A 19,539-nucleotide genomic window follows, 5' to 3' on the forward strand; every position below is an offset into this window, starting at 1 on the left:
GGACAGGCGGGTCAAAAACATTATCCGGCAGAAGTAACTTTGTCAGGCAAAACTGATTTTTTTCAAGCAAAAGGGATTATTTCAAGCAAAAGGGATTATTTCAAGCCAAAATGATTTTTTTGGAGAAAATTTTGCTTTTCTCCACTTTCTCTCTTTTGCTTATTTTTGTACAGGTTCCTTAACGTACTTAAATTTCCACATCGGAATTCCTTTTACCTCTCCCATTTCAAGGTGTTCCAGCTCATGAGCTGCGCTATATGCCGGAGTGCCTTTCAGTAGTATGTGTTTTTTCTTCAGCTCCCTGACTCTTATATCCCTGAGGTCCGGATTCACCTCTGCAAGTATCACCCTTTTAGCCTGCAGAGTTATACAGTATGGCCTTTCAACCAGTTCTCTTTCTTCTCTTTCCCCGCACTTTTCCAGCCTGCGGACGACTCCTTCTTCCTCTATGATTTCGGGATCGATAAAGAGGTATATCTTTTCCAGAGTATAGCCGGTCTTGCTCTCTTCATTGTAATAAGTGATCACATCCTTTACTGCAATGCTTTTTGTGTCTTCGGAGGCATAACTCCATGAACCTCCTGATTTTAGCGAAAGCAGAAAAGGAAGAAATAGCTCATCTTGAATTTCAAAACTGGAAATTATACTTTTTTCCTGGGTTGAAAACCTGAAGATCGCCCGAATTTCTTCAGCATCCATATTCATGTCCCCTTCTTAAGAGTTTGAATCTCGGAGCCTATTTAAGTTTTCTTTTCAAAAAAGCAAATTTGAAATTTTTGGTGGGCCCTTCCAGCCCGGGGAAAACCAAAAATCTGAAATTAATATCACAAAGTTTGTGAATTTTTTGTAAATATTTTTTGCTAGCATAACTTGGATGCAGTTCTATAATCTTTTATACGAACAGTTTGATAAAGCGGAAAGCAAACATATGCAATTTATTACTCCCTTTTCCTTATACAAATGACTGCCCCGAACACCGCTGCAAGCATCCAGAAAGAGCTCATGAAAGGAATTCTTTTTGATTGAATAGTAGAACCGACTCCTTCTTGCTTACCTGCTGTTTCTTTATTTGCTGTTTCTTCATTTGCTGTTTCTTTATTATCTGATACTTCGGTATCATTTGTGTTATTATCGGTTTGATTTATTGTACTCAACAATTCTTCCAGAGTAACAGTTTCATCAGGGGTTATAGCTTTCCCATCGTCGGTTAATGTATATTTACCGCGATAAAAATCTGTAACTATGAAGTGTTCAGGGCCAATATCCTTAGTACTGGGGCTTTCATCTTTTCTCAGATAGACCAAAACCTTTTCACCAGCGTTGAAGCTTGGATCGGCGTCTGTAGTCATGCTAAAATCCCCAACCGTACCCCCGGTGACTCTTACAATAAGCTCTCTGGACGATAACGGGTTTTTCAGGTATTCATCAACACTTATGACGATGTCAGTGTAAATGATGTCGTCAGGATATTCAAGTTTATTAAGTAATTTCTTTGGCTTTTTTCCGTCTACGGTATTCCATCTGGGTAAAAATATTTCATTAACTGTACCTATTACAATAGTATCGGATTTGTCTCTTAATTCTTCATGGGTGTATGGTATGAAGTCTATACATATGTCAATACCAATGGCTTCATTACTATTATTTTCGAGTTCAGTATTATCGTTTGAAGGATTGGACAGCGCTAAAGCATTTAACGTCAGCAAAGAAAGAGCCCCAACCAAAAAAATTCCATATTTTATAATATTTCTCACGGTTTAGCCCCCTATTTATGGAGTTAAAATCAGGTTTGACTTAACATATTTATCGTAAGTTGACGACTTCAAGATAAATAGTTATAGGTTTTTCCAGCCAAATTCTCAAACTGGCTTTTTAATCTCCTTTTCAACCCCATAATCCCTCCTGTGTCTTTGATTGTTAGAGACTCTGGCCGGAAAATTTATAATGAGTTATCCTAAAGCTGTTTATGGAGTTCAGGCGAACTAACCAGACTTTATTTGAACTTATCAAAGTAACTCTTCAGAGTGCTGTATGCGAGGAGTTTACAAAAGAGCTATGTTCTGTTTCATTGAGTGCTGAATAAACACCGTGTTTTAGAGGTGATAGAGTGGTTAAGAATACTGAGTATAAAATGTTCCAGATTTTTCTTGTTTTAATTCTTTTTTTACAGGCATCAAATGCAGCAGCTTCAGAAGCACCTGCAGAACAATGGAACAGGTCTTTTGGCGGAGGTAGTGAAGATAATTTCAGATGCGTTGAACAGACTTCAGATGGCGGGCACATAGCTGCTGGTTCAACATATTCATACGGCAAAGGGACAAAAGGCTATCCTGATGCCTGGCTTATCAAGGTTGACAATAAGGGGAATCTGCAGTGGAATAAGACTTTCGGGGGAACGTATTTTGATGAGGGGTACTTTACCCGGCAAACCTCAGATGGAGGTTATGTGTTATCGGGTTATACATTTCCTTCCGGTTATGCCGAGCCTTGGCTGATAAAAACTGACAGGAATGGAAATGAGATGTGGAACAAGGTGTCTGATGAAATCACTCACGAGGATTACCTCCGATACAAGGCTGAACGTACCTCTGATGGGGGATACATAATTGGAGATACGATTGTACATGAAATTGGAAGTTATTTCGCTTCTCTTCTAGTTGATTATGATATCAGGATAACTAAATATGATGTAAACGGCAATCAGCAATGGAATAGTACCTTTGGCAAAAACCAGAGTCTTGAAACATTAGATCCAAATTCTGTTAAGCAGACTTCTGATGGTGGATATGTAATTGCCAGCACAACTAGGTCAAAAGAATCAAACAGTGATGATATCTGGCTCATCAAGACCGATGAATCCGGTCAGGAGCAGTGGAATAAGACCTTTGGCGGAACAAAGGATGATGTTGGAATCTCTATTTCGGTGACTTCAGACAATGGTTATGTGGTGACAGGAAGGTATAACGATTCTTTGTCTTTCGTTATAGACGGTTCTGCGTTCATACTCAAAACGGACAGCGACGGTAATCAAGAATGGTTAAAAGAGTTTTCAAATTGTACGCTCTATTCCGTCCAGGAGACTTCAGATGGCGGGTACGTAGCCGCGGGAGTTAAAAATGAGAATGCATGGTTGGTTAAGCTGGAAGGAGATGGAAGGAATGCCGAGAATGAAGAACCGTCAATTGAATCTGATAACATATCTGAAATTGAATCTGATAATATATCTGAAAGTGTTTTCATTCATATACTAAATTCCATCTATGGTATTTTCCAGCGGGATTGATACATGCGGGATTTAATAAAGGGGGCTATTTCCCCTCACACCTTTACTTGCAGATCTTGATCGATTACTACCCCCCCTTGACACCTCCTGCAAAATTACTTAACTCAAGCCGAATTAACCGGAATAGTCTTCCCGCGTCGTTCTTGTCCCGGACGCAGTCCGGCTTTTCCAAAATGAAATAAAAGATGAGTAGAAAGTAAAAGCATTATCTGGAGAGCTGAAGGCTGTTTTGCTCAATATTAAAAACAGAATTAATATTAAAATTTAGTTGCAGTTCCAATCTTTTTTATCTTAATTTCTTTTGTGCAGGGCCGCCAGGCAAGCTGGCGGAGGCTTTTCTATCTCTCTTCAGGACAGAACGGTTTTCGGGAAAGAGGGAAGCATTTGCAGGTTACTGGTTTCTATCCAAAACAGCAGCAACTGCAGAACAATGGAACAGGTCTTTTGGCAGAGATGATTATGATTATTTTAGATGTGTTGAATAGACTTCGGACGGCGGGTATATAGTTGCAGGTACAACAGATTATATGGTAAAGGTTCGGATGGCAAGTCTGATGCCTGGTTAATTAAGCTGGATAATTCCCAAAACACTCTTATGTGATGGAGTAATTCTATTGATTGACAGTCAATCAATAAAGGATGTAAGCGATGACCAGAATAGTCAAAGACCCTGCGGAGAGAAGATTGGAACTGATTGAAGCAGCTGAGAGCCTTTTTGCAAAAAAGGGCTATGAGGACACGGCAGTCAGTGAGATCGTCAAAAAGGTTAAGGTTGGTCAGGGAACGTTTTACCATTATTTCAAATCCAAGGAAGATATTCTGGAAGCAGTAGCTAAAAAAGTTGTAGCCCCGTACGTTGAAGAAGTACGAAATATCGCAAAAGGCAATGAGGATCCTGCAACAAAGGTGAACTCCATACTGAACGGCATTTTGAAAGCTAACGATTCCGACCTGGGCATTATGAAGCTAATGCATCAAAAAGGAAACCATTTGCTTCACCAGAAAGTGGAGAAAGCACTTGAAGAGGGGATGTCACCCCTTGTAACTGAGGTATTATCAAAAGGTATTGCAGAAGGAGTTTTTAAAACAGAATATCCGGATGAATCTTTTGGATTTTTGATAGCCTCGACGCTTTATCTTTCTCATAATTTCTCATGGGATCATGAGTCCCGTGAGAGAATGCGCACTGCTTTAGAAGAGATAACATCCAGGGTTCTTGGGGTCACTGATTATAGGTTCCACCTGGAAATCTAATTTTAGTTGATATATTAATAATAATTTATCTGAACCAGTATCTGATTGACAGTCAGTCAATAAAGAGTAGCATAATCTGTCAGTTTAATCACATAAGTCGTAAAATAAAACTGAATTAAAAAAATAAAAGGAAGAAGAAATATGGCGAACAAATCTACGGATGTATGCCCCTATCAGAGGGCATGGACTCTTGACAACTGGGTTCGCAGGCTTTTGCAAAACCCTTACAAAATTGTAAGAGATTATGTAAAAGAAGGCCAGACTGTTCTGGATCTGGGCTGCGGACCGGGATTCTTTTCCCTGGAAATGGCAAAGCTGGTGGGTGAGAAAGGAAAGGTCATCTCAGTGGATATTCAGGATGAGATGCTTCAGATTTTAAAAAATAAAAGCGAGCTTAAGGGGCTTAATTCTCGAATAGTCCTTCATAAAGCCCAACCGGAAAAGTTAGGTATCTCCGAGATGGTAGATTTTGCCCTTGCTTTTTACATGGTTCACGAGGTTCCGGATAAAAAGAGTTTTTTGGGCGAAGTCGCTTCCCATCTCAAGCCCGATGGCAGATTTTTGATAGTCGAGCCAAAATTCCACGTCTCAAAATCCGACTTTGACAGCACCCTGGAAGTTGCAAGATCCGTAGGCCTGGAACAGGTTTCTAAACCCGGGATTTCTTTCGACAGAGCAGTACTTTTGAAGCCTGATTCCAGAAAAATAGCTTGATGCTGCAATCTCGATTTCAATGACTTCAGACGACGGGTACATAGCCGAAGGCGTTAAAAAAGGGAATGGCTGGTTAGTTAAGCTGGCAGGAGATGGAGGAGGTGTTGAGTATGAGGATACATCAGACAGCAGCTTCAGCCAAATAAGAAATTACATTTATGATATTTTTCCATGGGTTTTTCCAGTGGAACCACTATAAGTGAATGGGATTTTTCTTCTCGCTTTTTTCTTTTTACTTTCTCCTCGCCCCAAAAAAATGTAAAAAACGTCCCCTACTCCACTGTCCGGCAGGCTCTCGATTCCCCTGTCAAACTTCCGGCTCTATTATTTTTCATCTGGATGGCACAGCAGAAAGAAACTCTTAAACTTGGGATTCAGGAAGGAATGGTCGAGCCTTTTCTTGCGTGGGGAAAAACAAAAATTGTAAAGGGTGCAGTTTTCTATTCTTTACCCACGCAATAATCGAATGGAACATCCGGACCCAGAGATTTCCAAACCTCATTCATTTATTCCGGCGTCTGCTCTTACTTCGGGACCCCTTGATACTTTATTGCAATCCTCAAATCGCTTACAATCCCTGGGGCAGTTTACCTGTTTTCTCTCTTCCGTCATCCCAAATAAATTCAGGAGTATTTCGATCCAGCGAGAACGGGCCTCTTCCCAATCAACTCCAGGAAGAATCATAACCCTCATTCCATTGAATAACGACACGAGAGCGACTGCAAGGGTACGTGGATCGGTTCCGGATGGGATAAGGCCTTTCTGCCGCTGTTCTGCAATTTCATTGGCTGGCTCATCAATACCGCGCTTCATGCCTTCTATTATAGGGCTTTTCATTTTTGCAGCCATATTTTGCACTGGGATGTCCATTTATGATCGAGCCGTCCCCTTAAGGATGAAACTTTTTATACTTTCAGTTACACTAATATTTAACAATATATAAAAATTTAGTAGATATTTAGTAGAAAATAAATTGAATTTAGTGCACTGCTGACGTAATAAAAATATATGGGGACCTGAAAAAATGGGACTACTCTATAAAAAAAATAATTTGCAATTTTTAACAATTGCATGTTTTATCTTTCTTATTGTAAATGGAACAGCAGCCTCGTATCCTGCACCTACCACGCTGTACGTGGGTGGAGAAGGCAGCGGAAATTATACAACTATCCAGGATGCGGTAAACAACGCAAGTTCCGGAAACACAATTCTTGTCTATCCGGGAACGTATACGGAAAATGTGAATGCCAGTGTGGAAAACATAAGCATCCGCTCCTATTCTGGAAACCCTGATGATACGATTATAAAACGCGAGGAATTCAAGAGTAACAATATCAAAATAACTGCCAATAATGTAACTATTAGCGGGTTTACTATTACCGGGGCAGGTTCTACAGGAATTTATATGAGCAGGATTTCGGGAGCAAATATCATAAATAACAAGCTTTCCGGAGTCGGTTGCGGTATTCAGATGGAACGTTCCAGCAGATGCAACCTGATCAACAACACAGTTTCTGATTCTGCTCAACATGGATTTTATCTCTCTTCTTCGAGTAACCATTGTATACTAGCAAATAATACAATTTCTTATACCGGAGAAGAGGGAATATTACTCAGGAGCTCTGTTTACTGTACTCTGACTAATAATGTAATTTCAAATACTTACTATGAAGGTATTTATCTGAACTCTTCCAGCAACTGTAATGTTACTGGCAACACAGTTTCAAACACTGAGGATGATGGCATTGATCTGAACTCTTCAAGCAACTGTAATATTAATGGTAATGCAGTTTTAAACACTGAGGATGATGGAATCTGTCTGGTAAATTCTGAAAATTGCATTCTGACCAATAATACCGTTTCAAACGCTTCTGATGAAGGCGTCTGCCTTTCTTATTCCAGCGGCTGTACTCTGACCGACAACACAATCTCAAACGCTGACTACGGTATCACTGTAGATTCAGACGACTGTGTCCTGAGAAACAACACAGCAACTTCAGGGATATATGGAATCAGCCTTTGGCATATCGAAAACTGCACGCTTACAGGCAATATTATGTCTGAAAACCTGTACAATTTCGATCTTGATATCTACGACCTTGATAACGGAACCGGAAATATAATTGATACCAGTAATCTTGTCGACGGAAAAGCGATATATTACCTTGAAGGGGAACCAAATCCTTCTATTGGAAGTGATGCAGGGGTTGTCTACTGCATAAACTGCGGAGATGTCGAAATTAAGAACCTTGTGCTTCAGAATAATACATACGGGGTTTTCCTGTATAATACAAGTTCGGAAATCCAGAATAACACCATAAACAATACCATCTACGGAGTGATGGTGTTATCTTCTCAGGACGTCAGGCTCTCAGGCAGCAGGATTGAGAATTCCATGATAGGAGTGGGTCTCGAGGAGGCTATAAATACGACTCTGGTTGACAATACCGTTCAGAATTCGTTATTTGGAATTGAAGCCGTTAGTTCTGAGAACTGTACGCTTTCGAACAATTCCATTCGGGACTCCATATTTGTTGGGATTGCCACAATTAGTTCCGAGAACTGCATGTTTTTAAACAATTCTGTTCGGAACTCCATATATGGGATTATCACCTTAGGTTCCGAGAACTGCACGCTTATGGGTAATTCTGTTCAGGACTCGATGGAAAACTATGGACTTCTTACCTCCGGAAACTCAAAGCTTGTTAGCGGTAAGGAAAATACCTTCATAAGGGAAAATATCCTCATAAGGGAAAATACCCTCATAAAGGAAAGTACCCTCGTAAAGGAAAATACCCTCGTAAACTCGAATCTTGTGCAGTCACAGGCATTCAATGACTTTGGGATCTATTCTGAAGATTGCCAGAATCTCAGGCTTGAGAACAATACTATTGACCAGATAGACTTCATAGGAATTTCTCTTGAGGGGTGCCAGAATGTCGGGCTTGTGAGGAACTCGGTACGGAACATAGGGTATATGGGAATTTATTCGGATAACTCTGACAATGTAGAACTTCTGGACAATACGGTTCAGAATGTAACAGGTGAGACTCAACTTGTAGGTGGAAATTCTCCCCTTGTCAGTTCTCCCCTTGTCAGTTCCCCCCTCGTCAGCAAAAGTTTGGGACCCTCAGGATATGGAATCTATTCCGGTTATTCACAGGACCTCAAACTTGAAGGCAACACAGTTAGGGACTGTTACAAGGGATGGGGAATTTATCTCTATGAACCTGTAAACTCAACACTTAAATGCAATACTCTTAAAAACTGTCAGGCTGGACTTATCGCAATTGCGAGTGAAAACTGCAGCGTAAGTGACTGCTCCGTAACTAACTGCACTTCAGGAGGAATTGTGATTATGAGCTCCGAGGAAGTCCCAGAAACTGGGTATACGGTAGCAGGTTGTACTGTAGAAGGAAGTGCAATCGGACTGCTGGTGACAGGAGAAGGAACCCTTGCAGAGAATACTTTATCCGGCAATTCTTACGGAATGGTGCTCTATGATGTGAATAACGGCCTGATTTATGGCAACAAAATGGTCCGGAACAGCCTTGCAGGAATTGCCATTGATCCCGAAGAGTCAGAACTTACAGCACGCAGCGGACTTGTAAGGAGCATTGAGTCTCCTGAAAGCAGTAATAACACAATTTACAACAACTACTTCAACAACGTAAACAACACCCTCATTTACAGTGAGGCGAACAACACCTGGAACATTAGCAAAACTTCAGGGGAAAATATAGTTGGCGGTCCGTACCTTGGAGGTAACTACTGGGCAAATCCCAACGGGACAGGCTTTTCCGAAAACTGTACGGATGCTGACAGGGACGGAATTGCCGACTCCTCGTATGAATTCGTAAACGGAACCTTTGACTACCTGCCCCTTACAACTATTTCCTCCGCACCCATTCCAACCCACAGACACAAAAGCTCCACAAATTACATTCCCTCGAGTGGAGGAAGCACCGGCATTACAGGTATTGACAGTGCACAGAAAAGGGTTGTTGCGGGATCCAAAACAAGCTTTAGCTTCACTGACCCTATTTCTGGCATACTGGGGCTCAGCTTCACTTCACAACAGTATTCCGGGAATGTCATCGCAAGGATTGAGGTGCTTGGAGACGGAAGTTCCGGAGAAAAACCTGAGGGAGAAGTCTACCAGCTGATGAACATCCTGGTCGGAAACGAAAGGTTCGAAAGTGGGAGCAACATCAATGGAGCAAACATTAACTTCAGGGTCTCAAAGAGCTGGGTAGAAGAAAACAATATTGACGTCTCTACCATAACGATAAACAGGTTCCAGGACGAAAAATGGAATGCGCTTGTCACAGAAATGACTTATGAAGACAAAGAATACTACTATTTCAAGGCAGAAACTCCGGGCTTCTCCAGGTATGCAATTACGGGAGACAAACTCGGCACTGAAATAATCACTCCGGCTGAAGAGAAAGAAACCGGAACAGTCACAGGAGAAGAGCAAACTAACGACGAAAAGACTCCTGGATTCGAAAGTACCTTTGCAATTCTCGGAGTCCTTGCTTCGGTGTTCTTTGCAAAGAAAAGAATCTTAAAATAAACAATTTGGAAAATAAGGGAATATTACTTCATATCCCTAATTTTCTATTCATTTTTCTTTTTCTTTTTCTTTTGCCTTTTTCTTTTAGACCTTTCTTTTCGAGCTGTTTTTGTATTATTTTTCTTCTCAATCCTTCATTTTTGCAGGTACATCCGGAATGAGAATGTGGATTTCGATTTATCTCTGATTCTTTTCTTTGTCCTTTAAAATCATTTCTTCGGACAAATTTACCTGAGAACCGTTAACTGTTAGCTGTTATTTTGAAGCTTCTGAGATAGATACAATCCTGCAGAAAATCAAACATGAACCGCAAAAGGAGAAGAACAAAAATAAAACTAAAGGGAGTTTATAAAAAAATAATCTCAAAGTGAAACCTCAATGTGATCGACAGGTCTCATGAAAACCGCCATATAATACCAGTTTTGGCGCCTTTTCTTTAGACCTATTTATAATTCCTATTCAACTATATTTTAAGAGATTTATGTTTAGGGAACCAGCCCAACTATAGAAATTATGAGGTATTTTTCTAAGCTTTTATATAATTTAATGTGAAAGTAATATACAATTGAATTAAATGTACAATTGAATCAAATTTCTTAAAAAAGAAATAATGTTTTGAAGTCCCTAACGATTTTTATTGTGATCCCCATGAAAAGCAAAGACCACCATTACATCCCGAACCCAAGGGAATTCACGCATGAAATCGCAGAGGAAACGAAAGTACTTCGCCAGGGAATCACTGACGGAATCACGCGTATTTATTACCCTATAGATTTCAGGCACAACCATTCCCTTAAAAACCTGAGCAATCAGCTTCGTGATTTACTTGAAAAAAAGCTCTGGCTAAAGATCCTCATAAGCATGATGCTCGGAGTATTTATGGGGCTTTTTCTTGGGCCTTTTGGAGGGTACGTTGATCCCGTTTCTGCAGAAATTGTGGGGGAATGGATTGCTCTTCCGGGTTATATTTTCCTCGGGCTTCTGAAGATGATTGTAGTCCCACTTGTTTTTGCCTCCATTATCCTTGGGGTGGCTTCAAGCCAGAGTATGAGTGCCCTCAAAAAGACAGGGCTTTCAACAGCTGTTTATTTTATGATAACGACTGCAATTGCAACTGCTATTGGTATTGGAATGGCGCTTTATATCCATCCCGGGCAGTTTATAAGTGGAGACCTTATTGAGAGTGCAATGGGGAGCGAAGTTCAGGTAGAATCCATTGGTTTGAGTTTCGATCCTTCGGTTCTGACTCTTCCCTCATCGCTTATCGGAAGTCTCCTCCCTTCGAATCCTCTTGGGGCTATGGTTAATGGAGAAATGCTGCAGGTCGTAATTATCGCAATCATAATAGGTGTGGCCCTTGTTTCCCTGAATAAAAGGCAGTCAACGCCGATGGTCGATTTCCTGAACTCTGTGCAGGCTGTCTGTATGACAGTGGTCAAATGGAGCATGACTCTTGCCCCGATTGCAGTTTTCGGGCTTCTTACCAAGTTTACTATCAAACTGGGCATCGAAGCCCTTCTCGGAATGATGGTATATGTGGGCACAGTGCTTGCAAGCCTGCTGCTCCTTATGTGCCTGAACATCCTTATTGTCACCGTTGTTGCAAGATATAACCCCTTTGAGTTCCTTAAAGCCATCCGGGACGTTATGCTCCTTGCTTTTTCTACTTCCAGCTCGGCTGCAGTTATGCCCTTATCTATCAAAACCGCGGAAGAAAAGTTAGGGGTCAGGTCTTCAATTTCACAGTTCGTAGTCCCGCTCGGAGCCACAGTAAATATGAATGGGACTGCGCTTTATCAGGGCGTAGCCACAGTCTTTCTGGCTGAAGTCTTCGGAATAGACCTCGGGCCTTTACAGCTCCTTGTCGTAATGGTTATGGCTGTTGCAGCTTCCATAGGGACGCCTTCGATTCCGGGGGTGGGAATTATTGTCCTTGCCATGATTCTCAACAGCGTCGGGATTCCTACAAGCGGGATAGCTCTTATAATGGGGGTGGACAGAATTCTTGACATGACCAGGACTGCAGTGAATGTAGCGGGAGACCTTGTGGCCTGCAAGGTTATGGACCGCTGGGTTGGAGGAGAAGTTAAAGAAAAGGCCGATGAAATAGCCGAAATAAAAGTTGAGAAAGCCCCTGAAGAAAAAAAGGAGGACAAAGTTAAGTCAAATAAGGATATTACAGCATCTGAAAGCTCAAATATCTAATTCCTGAAGTAAAACCCTTTTTCCTGACCCATGGGGGTTTCTACCAGTCAATGGGTTCGGAAAACACGCCCCTGGACAGCAGGAGATGCGGCAACGAACATAACTTCAGGGGTTTTGAACTTATAAGGTGTTTAATATTGAGTTGAGGTTTTTCAGGCTGTAGCAGCTTCGGGAGGGACTTATACTCCTCTTTTTTCCCTATACATTTCAATTGCTTTCCTGACCCTTTCTTCTTCAAGCTTTCCTGTAGTAGAGATTGTCTCAAAAAACCTTTTCGGGATACTAAAGTTTTCGAACCTGAAACCGAACTTCTTTTTTAATTCGTACTTTTTCCTGAAGATATCCTTTCCAAGTTCTTTGAGTTCCTCTTCGGTTTTTTCTATCCCTATACAGTTAAGGGCCTGAACCATATTTTCGTATGTGTAGACATTTCTGGCAAAGAGGCAGGCAACCATGCAGTTCAGGACACTTCGGCGGTCTTCTTCATCGATTATGTAGTCAACAATTTTCTCGTCCGAAATCGGCTGGTTGAATGCTTTCTGGTCTGCGGAATAACCTGCATTATCCAGGTGGGAGTGCCGGAAGCCTACAGTAAGTCCCAGGATGTTTCCAAGCCCTGTATGGTATCCGGGAATTTCCAGCCCGCCTAGCTGGATTGCGAATTCCTCGCCTCCGTACTTTTTTGAGGCATAATCCACACCTTTTCCGAGTGCTGCATAGAATTCGTTAGGAGCCTTGACTACAAGCTCTATTGCCCGAAGGTACGCTGCTTTATCTCCCCAGGAAAGTTTGAGCCCCAGGGTTTCTTCAGTGGAAATCTTTCCGCGCTGCTGCATCTCCGTAGCCCAGGCGAGTACAACTCCCATGCTGATTATATCGACCCCTGTTTTTTCGCAGGCATCAATCAACTCAAGTACGGCTTCCGGGTCTGTAACTCCAAGATTTGAGCCAAGTGCATAGATTAATTCGAAGTCATAGGAAATGTTAAGGGTTTCATATTCATGGGCTTTTGAGAAAGAGCGCTTTAGCATGGCTACATGGACGCAGCCTATGGGACAGCCGGCGCACGACACCCGCCGGATCAGGTATTTCTCCGCAAAATTCTCCCCTGAGATATTTTCGACACTATCAATGGAGGTTGCCTGCAGGTTCCGTGTTGGAAGGCCTTTGAGTTCGTTTAAGACCAGGATGTTTTCGCTCGTGCCGAGGTTGTGGTATTTTTCCATCAGCCCTGTTTTTACAATCGTTTCGTAAAGTTTTCCGTACATTTTCCTGTAGGCATTATGGTCAGGGCTTTTAATTTCCCTGTTTCCTGCAACCAGGATCGCCTTAAGTTTCTTTGCCCCGAAAACTGTCCCGAGCCCAAGGCGCCCGAAATGCCTGTAAGTATCAACGTTTACACTTGCATATGTGATTCCTTTTTCTCCTGCAGGACCGATCCTGACAATGCTGCGCCTTCCTGCTCCGGGCTCTACCCTGCGGAGGACCTGCCCCACATCAATTGCAGAAGAGAGGTTCCATATGGAAGATGCGTCCCTGAAAGTAACCTTATCATCGTGTACAGTGACATACACAGGATACCTGGAAGAGCCTTTGATAACGATTGTTTCGTACCCGGAATAACGCATGGACATGGCCAGGTGCCCTCCGGCATAGGACTCTCCGAGTTCTCCGTTAAGGGGGGAGCGGAACAATGCGACAGTTTTGGTACAGGTAGGATACACGCCTGAGAGAGGACCTGTGCTGAAAATTATAGGCATTTCAGGGTCAAGAGGGCCTGTGCCTTCTTTATATTCTTCGAGCATGAGGTTCGTGGCAATTCCTATGCCTCCCAGGTACTTTTCATAGAGGTCTGGCCTCTCCTCAACGTGATAACTCTGGCTGGTCAGGTCAATGTAAAGTACGTTTTTAAGACCAGGAATAGCGTACTGCTCTGTTGTCATTCTTCCCCCTCAGTCTCTTTTTTCCCCTCAGTTTCTTTTTTCCCCTCAGTCTCTTTTTTCCCCTCAGTCTCTTTTTTTCCGTAAAGCTCTTTATGGGATGCAGTAGGGCTTTCAGGACCCGTATCCTCAACCGGGCTCGTATCCGTGACTTTTAATTCCCCGCTGTCTTCGACCTCAATCATTTCAAGTACATCATGCGGGCAGAACTTTGTGCAGACCCCGCAGTGCTTGCAGATTACTGCTTTATTTTCCGCATCCAGATGAATTGCGCCTACTATGCAGGCTTCGATACAGTTTCCGCAGCCGTTGCAGATTTCTTTGTTGAAGTTGACGCCTCCCCCTTTCCTTTTGGTCAGCGCGCCAACAGGGCAGGCCCTCATACACGGAGGGTCAACACAGGCATGACAGACAATTGCAGCATAAGGAGTTTCGATTCCGCCGCGGGTCTGGATATTAATTCTGCTGTTTTTCAAAGATATGGTATCGTACCAGGTCCTTGCGCAGGCCATCATGCAGGAATAGCAGCCTATGCAACGGGCCGGGTTTGCAACTTTTAACCTTTTTGCCATTGCGTCCCCACTCTGAATTCCCTTTTCTGGATTCCCTTTTACGAAAAATAGGCTCCTTCAGTTTATATAATCTAGCTCTTATCAGGGCAGGAAGCCTTTGATCCCGGAATAGTAAAATTACGTTTGTCTTTTCTCCAGCGGTACAAAGAATGTGTAAAAAAGTTTGTCCCTGAGCATAAATAGAAAGCTATTTATCCTCATTTTACATAAATATTAATGTAAATTCTGGTTTTTTATAATTATAAATTAACTATCGGAGATATTTTACACATCTTTATCTGGAGGTTCCCTATGCAGCAGAACATTCTGATAGTTGGCACATACGGTTTACTGTTTCTGTTAATTTTGATAATCGCCATGTTTTTGTTATAACACTAACTCCTCATGGTGTTTTCACGACGATTTCCGGCCTGCCCTGAAACCGACAACGAGAAACGATATGGCCTGATATTTTTTGGGGCCTCAGCCTGAAAGTACGTATTTAATTTTCCTGAAATTATCCCTGCGGATCGAGTTCCTGGAGAGCTTCTGCTGAAGAAGTGGTCGAAAAGAAGGAGTTTTTAGGGTCGATTCAATGTCCTTTTCAAGAGGATTTTAGGACCTTTTGTTTTTAGGATGTCTTTTCCGTACCTTATTTTTCGGAAATCTGCCTCATATATTATATACTGATATTCCCCCGATATCCCCTATGCAAAATTATTTTTTCTCAGGAATTAATTACATCTTGAAGCTCTTGGTAGTTCTCTAGTATTTGGTTGATGTTATTCCCAAAATACTCTTAATGCCATTTTTCAGACTTTTGTTCCGCACTTCAGTGAGGCTAGAGCACGGATTCGGTACATGAATACGTAAGCAGTCTTTACACTGAAAACGTTAGCATACGGTGCGTGAAAACGTAAGCATTCGTTACACTGAAAACTTAATTATGAAAACATCAACCACGTAATGATGGACGACCAAAAAACAAACACGCTTATTAATAATCTTTATCGTGCAGACTATTAATTATAAATACTATTTTTTTCTCTATACTACTCTACAGATAGAAAGAGGAAATTGAAGATAACTTTGTTAGATCATAAATTACATATAAAGTAATTCCAAATGTATTTCATGTTTAAAGTACTTCATTAAGTTTCAGAAAAATAACTTTTGTTAAGATATGTTCAACACATATGATATCCTGTTGTGAGTTTAAGATTATAAGATGCGTGAACGGCTAACTGAAAACTTGATTCGCTGGAAAAAATAGAGGTAGTTTAGGGAATGACAAAATATGATGTAATTGTTGTCGGGGCTGGCGTAAGCGGGCTTCTGGCTGCGCTGACGCTTTCCAAGCATGGGAAGAAAGTCCTTGTTCTTGAGAAAGAACGGTATCTTGGGGGAAACTGTAACAGCTACATGGTAGACGGGTATCAGGTGGATACAGGAGCACATGCAATAACCCATCTGATTGAAGGCCCCCTTCCGAGGCTGATTGATAATTATTTTGATTTCCTGCCTGTATTTGAGGACTACGGGCACTACTACGTCAGGACTGAAAATTCTTTTACCAAAGTACCTTCGAATCTGAAGGACTTCGTGACTTTTGATGTGCTTCCGAGAAAGGACAGGCTTGTCCTTTCACAGGCTCTTACGAAAGCCCTTACCCTTTCATCTTTCGGAGTAGACCTGTCGGACCAGTCAGTTTATGAGTTCCTTCCAAAAAATCTTTGCAAAGACACCTACGACTTTGTGGATACGATCTCAGGTTTTCTTTCTGGCAAGTCAATGAAAGAGACCTCTGCCCAGCGTATTCTTTCTGGCAGCAGTTTTGTCCGGGACAGCATTACACAGGAGCAGTTTGATGCCATGATCGGAAAGATCGAGCCGAAAAAACGCCAGTCCACCGAGTCCATTCTCTCTTCGATCCTTCCATACCATCTCCATGCTTCCCTGCAAGCCCGCATGGACAGAGTTGCTCGTCCCTTCACATCCCTTGAAAGACTTGCTACAAACAAGGTAAATTATTCCCAGGGATATCCGAGAAAAGGTTTGAAAGCCCTGCTGAATGCCATCCTGTACTCTCTTCCGGAAACAGTCGACATAAAAAGGGAGTGCGAAGTAAAAAGCATCCTGGTGCAGAATGGAAAGATCTCGGGTGTGGAGGCTGATGAAATCTATTCAGCCGATCTTGTTATCTATACAGGCTTTGCAACCGAGCTCCCAGGGCTTATAAAGGACCTGCCACCGGCTTATAACGAAGAACTTAAAGGAATCGTGCACACTAAAAGCTTGACTGTCTGGCTTGGCTTGAAGGAAGAGCTTCCTGAGTTCAACTATACAGGTTCTGAAATCTGGTTTAAAGACTTTGCCTATTGGGCAATGCCCATCAGCAACTATGACCCTTCACTTGCCCCAAAAGACAGGCAACTGGTAGGTTTTTCCTTCGTAATAGACAAGGATAAGACTGAAGAGCATGAGCTCAAAAAAGCCTATGACACTATTTTCCGTGCCCTTCCGAATATCGAAAAATACATCGATATGCAGCACGAACAGATTATGATCCCCGAAAAAGCCGCAGTCACAATTGACGGTAAATTTGCGGATATCCGGACTCCTGTCAAAAATCTCTACATCGCAGGCACGGATACGGACAAACGCAGCATGGGAATTACCAGGGCATCGTACTCGATAATCGAGCTTTTAAAAATCCTCAATGAGGATGGAAATCTCCATTAAACATTAAATGTGAACTACCCCCGCCTGCCTTCTGATGAAGGCGAGGAAGGGACTTCCCGCTGTGCCTCCGCGCTCCAGGAGTTAAATTAAAAACGGAAATTCTCGGTTTGATTTTAATCTCTATTTTATTTCCTTTTTTACGTTCTCTTTTTTATTCTCTATTTTATTTTCTTTTTTACGTTCTCTATTTTATTTTCTTTTTTACGTTCTCTATTTTATTCTCTTTTTTACGTTCTCTTTTATCCTCTCTGTTTCCTTTATTCATCTTTTCTGATTTCAGCAAAACTTATACGGGCAGCCAGCCTAATGATGTGAAAAAGAATTGGAAAGAACTTCCGGAGCAGTAATGCATCAAGAATAAATTGAATCTCATAATTCCGGTCTCTGGTGATTGGTAATATGCCTTCTGAAAAAGTGCCTGAAAAGGGCTCGATTTCTGGTTTTGAGCCCCCCTGGTTTTATGCAGCTGAAGAAAGCAGCCTGAAAGAAGGAAAGCTTCTTCATGTTGAACCAGGAGGAAGAAATGTGCTTCTCCTTAAGGCGGAAGGGCAGATCCATGCGTTCTCAAACCTCTGCCCTCACGCCCGATGCCCTATGGATAGGGGCAGGCTGGAGGAATTCACCCTCACATGTCTCTGTCACGGCAGAAGATTTGACGTAAGAACAGGGAAATGCCTGAACGATTCACTGGAACTGAAGCGATATGAATGGAAACTTGAGGGCGGCAGGATTGGAGTGAAAATCGAATAAAAGTGAGACTCGAATCAAAGTTGCGCTGGCGCACCCCGCAGCAAGCTAGCGGGGTATTCGACTGATAATAATACTCTCAGCAGGAACCTTTACATCAAAAATATGAATCAGGGATTTGTTGATAAAAATACTGCGTTTTAAACAGGAGGAGACAAAATTAACAGGAGTTCTGACATTAAAGGGAATTTGAGCCTTGTTTTTGGGCTAATCAGTGTACTTCTTTCTCTTTCATTCTGGTTCGGAATAGGTAGCCTGTTCTTTACGTCCTTTGCGATACCTTTCGCCCTTGCCGGTATTGTCCTTGCCAGATCCCGTCTCAAAAAAGGTCAGGACTCAACTGCAAAAATAGGGCTGATCGCAAGCGTGTTCGGCTTTCTGTTGAACATTGCATCATTCATTATGTTTCTTGTCTTATTCAAATAAGCCCTCTTATCTCATTTTGTGCTTTCTACTGAAAGCGTTTTAGTTTTTTATTAAAAATTGTTTTTAAAGAATTTATTCAGGCATCGATGATAAGAGGGAGCAAATTGTGCAGGGCGTCCCTACAGTTTCTCCGATTTCCGAAGACATGTTCATTCCAGTACACCTGATCCACACCTTCAAAAAGGAAGTAGACACCATCGCTAATGGTATGATGACATCAGTCCGCGAGAAGCCTCCTGTTCCAAAAAGCCCCTATGAGACCTTTGCCGCAAAAACCGAAGCCCGCCTGATAAGCAAACCTGTGCCATGGTTAACCATTCGGGAATGGGAATACAGGGTCCAGAAATCTCTCTGTCCGCTCATTTCTAATGGACCAGTCATTTATCCCAAACCAATCTGTTCTACAGAATCAACCGTTCCAAACCAATCTGTTCTACAGAATCAACCGTTCCAAACCAATCTACTATTTCTTTTGCGGATTAACGGTCTCAAGTTCCAGAGCGGAAGTTTTTAGTATGTTCTTTTTCAGAACCCCTGGTACAGTAATACATGTATTCTAACCCCATACTGTTTGCTACAGGACAGCTTGGGCATATACATCCCTTTTCTTCGTTTATACATCTGCTTTTCTCTATTGTCTCAAAGCAAAATCCGCCTTTTTCCCCACATTCAACCCACGAAGGACAATCAGGGCAGATACACATTAATGTGACCATTTGTTCCTGCTCTGCAATTGATGGAATATGCGTTGCTTCCGTCATATAGTTCCCCTCTGTTCCAAAAACATCGTCTTACCCTATTGTAATATTGTCCTCTATTTTAAAAATACCTATCCTGAGTACCGTGAAATTCAGTATAGATGAATGGAGAGAAAGAAAATAACAGGATCAAAAATAAACGCAGTTTAAATCGTCAAGCTTTAAAAGAAAAGATGGAAAGGGTAATTGCCCACGAGCCAACGTTAGGAACGGACAGGAAGAAGGGATTAAACCTATCCTTGTGACGGTTCCAGCCAATGAATTGGCAGGCATCTAAGGGATTGCACCTATGCTATACCGCCCTAGAGCAAATAATGTTTGTCTCGCCAACACCGTTCAAACT

Annotated in this window: 17 protein-coding genes and 1 pseudogene; 12 read left to right on the forward strand and 6 right to left on the reverse strand. The window is 42.0% G+C overall.

The annotated features are described in order from the left end of the window. Positions 1 to 159 precede the first annotated feature (159 nt). Both EO92_RS09345 and EO92_RS18285 read right to left on the reverse strand, forming a co-directional pair. Positions 160 to 699 (reverse strand): RimK/LysX family protein, encoded by a 540-nt coding sequence (locus EO92_RS09345; RefSeq protein ID WP_048171131.1) that lies wholly within the window; start codon positions 697 to 699, stop codon positions 160 to 162. Between the two features lie 239 nt (positions 700 to 938). Further along, complete coding sequence (locus EO92_RS18285; RefSeq protein WP_200896760.1) at positions 939 to 1,754, reverse strand: hypothetical protein; 816 nt, start codon at positions 1,752 to 1,754, stop codon at positions 939 to 941. Positions 1,755 to 2,107: 353 nt separating this feature from the next. On the opposite strand from EO92_RS18285, the gene EO92_RS09355 reads away from it, so the two are divergent. The 5 genes from EO92_RS09355 (at position 2,108) to EO92_RS09375 (ending at position 5,713) form a co-directional block, all read left to right on the forward strand. Then, positions 2,108 to 3,283, forward strand: coding sequence for a hypothetical protein (locus tag EO92_RS09355; protein WP_048171133.1), 1,176 nt, complete (start codon positions 2,108 to 2,110; stop codon positions 3,281 to 3,283). Positions 3,284 to 3,967: 684 nt separating this feature from the next. Beyond that, positions 3,968 to 4,537: a TetR/AcrR family transcriptional regulator gene (locus tag EO92_RS09360; protein WP_162197465.1), complete on the forward strand. Its 570-nt coding sequence runs from the start codon at positions 3,968 to 3,970 to the stop codon at positions 4,535 to 4,537. Between the two features lie 141 nt (positions 4,538 to 4,678). Continuing rightward, complete coding sequence (locus EO92_RS09365) at positions 4,679 to 5,251, forward strand: class I SAM-dependent methyltransferase (RefSeq protein ID WP_048171137.1); 573 nt, start codon at positions 4,679 to 4,681, stop codon at positions 5,249 to 5,251. 19 nt (positions 5,252 to 5,270) lie between these two features. Beyond that, entirely contained in the window at positions 5,271 to 5,450 is a 180-nt protein-coding gene (locus EO92_RS09370; RefSeq protein WP_048171139.1) for a hypothetical protein, read from the forward strand. Continuing rightward, positions 5,423 to 5,713, forward strand: coding sequence for a hypothetical protein (locus EO92_RS09375; RefSeq protein ID WP_048171141.1), 291 nt, complete (start codon positions 5,423 to 5,425; stop codon positions 5,711 to 5,713). The genes EO92_RS09370 and EO92_RS09375 overlap by 28 nt, the downstream gene beginning before the upstream one ends. Before the next feature lie 36 nt (positions 5,714 to 5,749). Here EO92_RS09375 and EO92_RS09380 read toward each other — a convergent pair whose 3' ends face one another. Beyond that, entirely contained in the window at positions 5,750 to 6,121 is a 372-nt protein-coding gene (locus EO92_RS09380) for a hypothetical protein (protein WP_235283270.1), read from the reverse strand. 154 nt (positions 6,122 to 6,275) lie between these two features. On the opposite strand from EO92_RS09380, the gene EO92_RS09385 reads away from it, so the two are divergent. Together EO92_RS09385 and EO92_RS09390 are read left to right on the forward strand one after the other, a co-directional pair. Next, the gene (locus tag EO92_RS09385) at positions 6,276 to 9,827 is read left to right on the forward strand and encodes a NosD domain-containing protein (RefSeq protein WP_082108002.1); all 3,552 of its coding nucleotides are present in this window, start codon (positions 6,276 to 6,278) and stop codon (positions 9,825 to 9,827) included. A 648-nt stretch (positions 9,828 to 10,475) separates the two neighbouring features. Beyond that, positions 10,476 to 12,032, forward strand: coding sequence for a dicarboxylate/amino acid:cation symporter (locus tag EO92_RS09390; protein WP_082108003.1), 1,557 nt, complete (start codon positions 10,476 to 10,478; stop codon positions 12,030 to 12,032). Between the two features lie 179 nt (positions 12,033 to 12,211). Here EO92_RS09390 and EO92_RS09395 read toward each other — a convergent pair whose 3' ends face one another. Both EO92_RS09395 and EO92_RS09400 read right to left on the reverse strand, forming a co-directional pair. After that, complete coding sequence (locus tag EO92_RS09395; RefSeq protein ID WP_048171143.1) at positions 12,212 to 13,975, reverse strand: aldehyde ferredoxin oxidoreductase family protein; 1,764 nt, start codon at positions 13,973 to 13,975, stop codon at positions 12,212 to 12,214. Continuing rightward, on the reverse strand, positions 13,972 to 14,544 hold the full coding sequence (locus EO92_RS09400; RefSeq protein ID WP_048171146.1) for a 4Fe-4S binding protein: 573 nt from the start codon (positions 14,542 to 14,544) through the stop codon (positions 13,972 to 13,974). The genes EO92_RS09395 and EO92_RS09400 overlap by 4 nt, the downstream gene beginning before the upstream one ends. Before the next feature lie 1,266 nt (positions 14,545 to 15,810). Between EO92_RS09400 and EO92_RS09405 the strand changes: the two genes are divergently transcribed. From EO92_RS09405 to EO92_RS17140, 4 genes and pseudogenes are all read left to right on the forward strand, one after another. Then, positions 15,811 to 17,265: an NAD(P)/FAD-dependent oxidoreductase gene (locus EO92_RS09405; RefSeq protein WP_048171148.1), complete on the forward strand. Its 1,455-nt coding sequence runs from the start codon at positions 15,811 to 15,813 to the stop codon at positions 17,263 to 17,265. 399 nt (positions 17,266 to 17,664) lie between these two features. Next, positions 17,665 to 18,015 carry a Rieske (2Fe-2S) protein gene (locus tag EO92_RS09410; RefSeq protein ID WP_048171150.1) on the forward strand — a complete coding sequence of 117 codons (351 nt, stop codon included), beginning with the start codon at positions 17,665 to 17,667 and terminating at the stop codon, positions 18,013 to 18,015. A 186-nt stretch (positions 18,016 to 18,201) separates the two neighbouring features. Further along, positions 18,202 to 18,438 (forward strand): hypothetical protein, encoded by a 237-nt coding sequence (locus EO92_RS17725; RefSeq protein ID WP_048171151.1) that lies wholly within the window; start codon positions 18,202 to 18,204, stop codon positions 18,436 to 18,438. 88 nt (positions 18,439 to 18,526) lie between these two features. After that, a pseudogene (locus tag EO92_RS17140) lies at positions 18,527 to 18,798 on the forward strand (monomethylamine:corrinoid methyltransferase); the annotation flags it as partial. A gap of 128 nt (positions 18,799 to 18,926) precedes the next feature. Here the strand turns inward: EO92_RS17140 and EO92_RS09425 are convergent. After that, positions 18,927 to 19,199 (reverse strand): DUF2769 domain-containing protein, encoded by a 273-nt coding sequence (locus EO92_RS09425; RefSeq protein WP_048171155.1) that lies wholly within the window; start codon positions 19,197 to 19,199, stop codon positions 18,927 to 18,929. Between the two features lie 98 nt (positions 19,200 to 19,297). Here EO92_RS09425 and EO92_RS17730 point away from each other — a divergent pair, with 98 nt between their 5' ends. Next, entirely contained in the window at positions 19,298 to 19,441 is a 144-nt protein-coding gene (locus tag EO92_RS17730; protein ID WP_156165775.1) for a hypothetical protein, read from the forward strand. Positions 19,442 to 19,539 lie beyond the last annotated feature (98 nt).

This window comes from Methanosarcina sp. 2.H.A.1B.4, from assembly GCF_000979385.1.
GTDB lineage: Archaea > Halobacteriota > Methanosarcinia > Methanosarcinales > Methanosarcinaceae > Methanosarcina.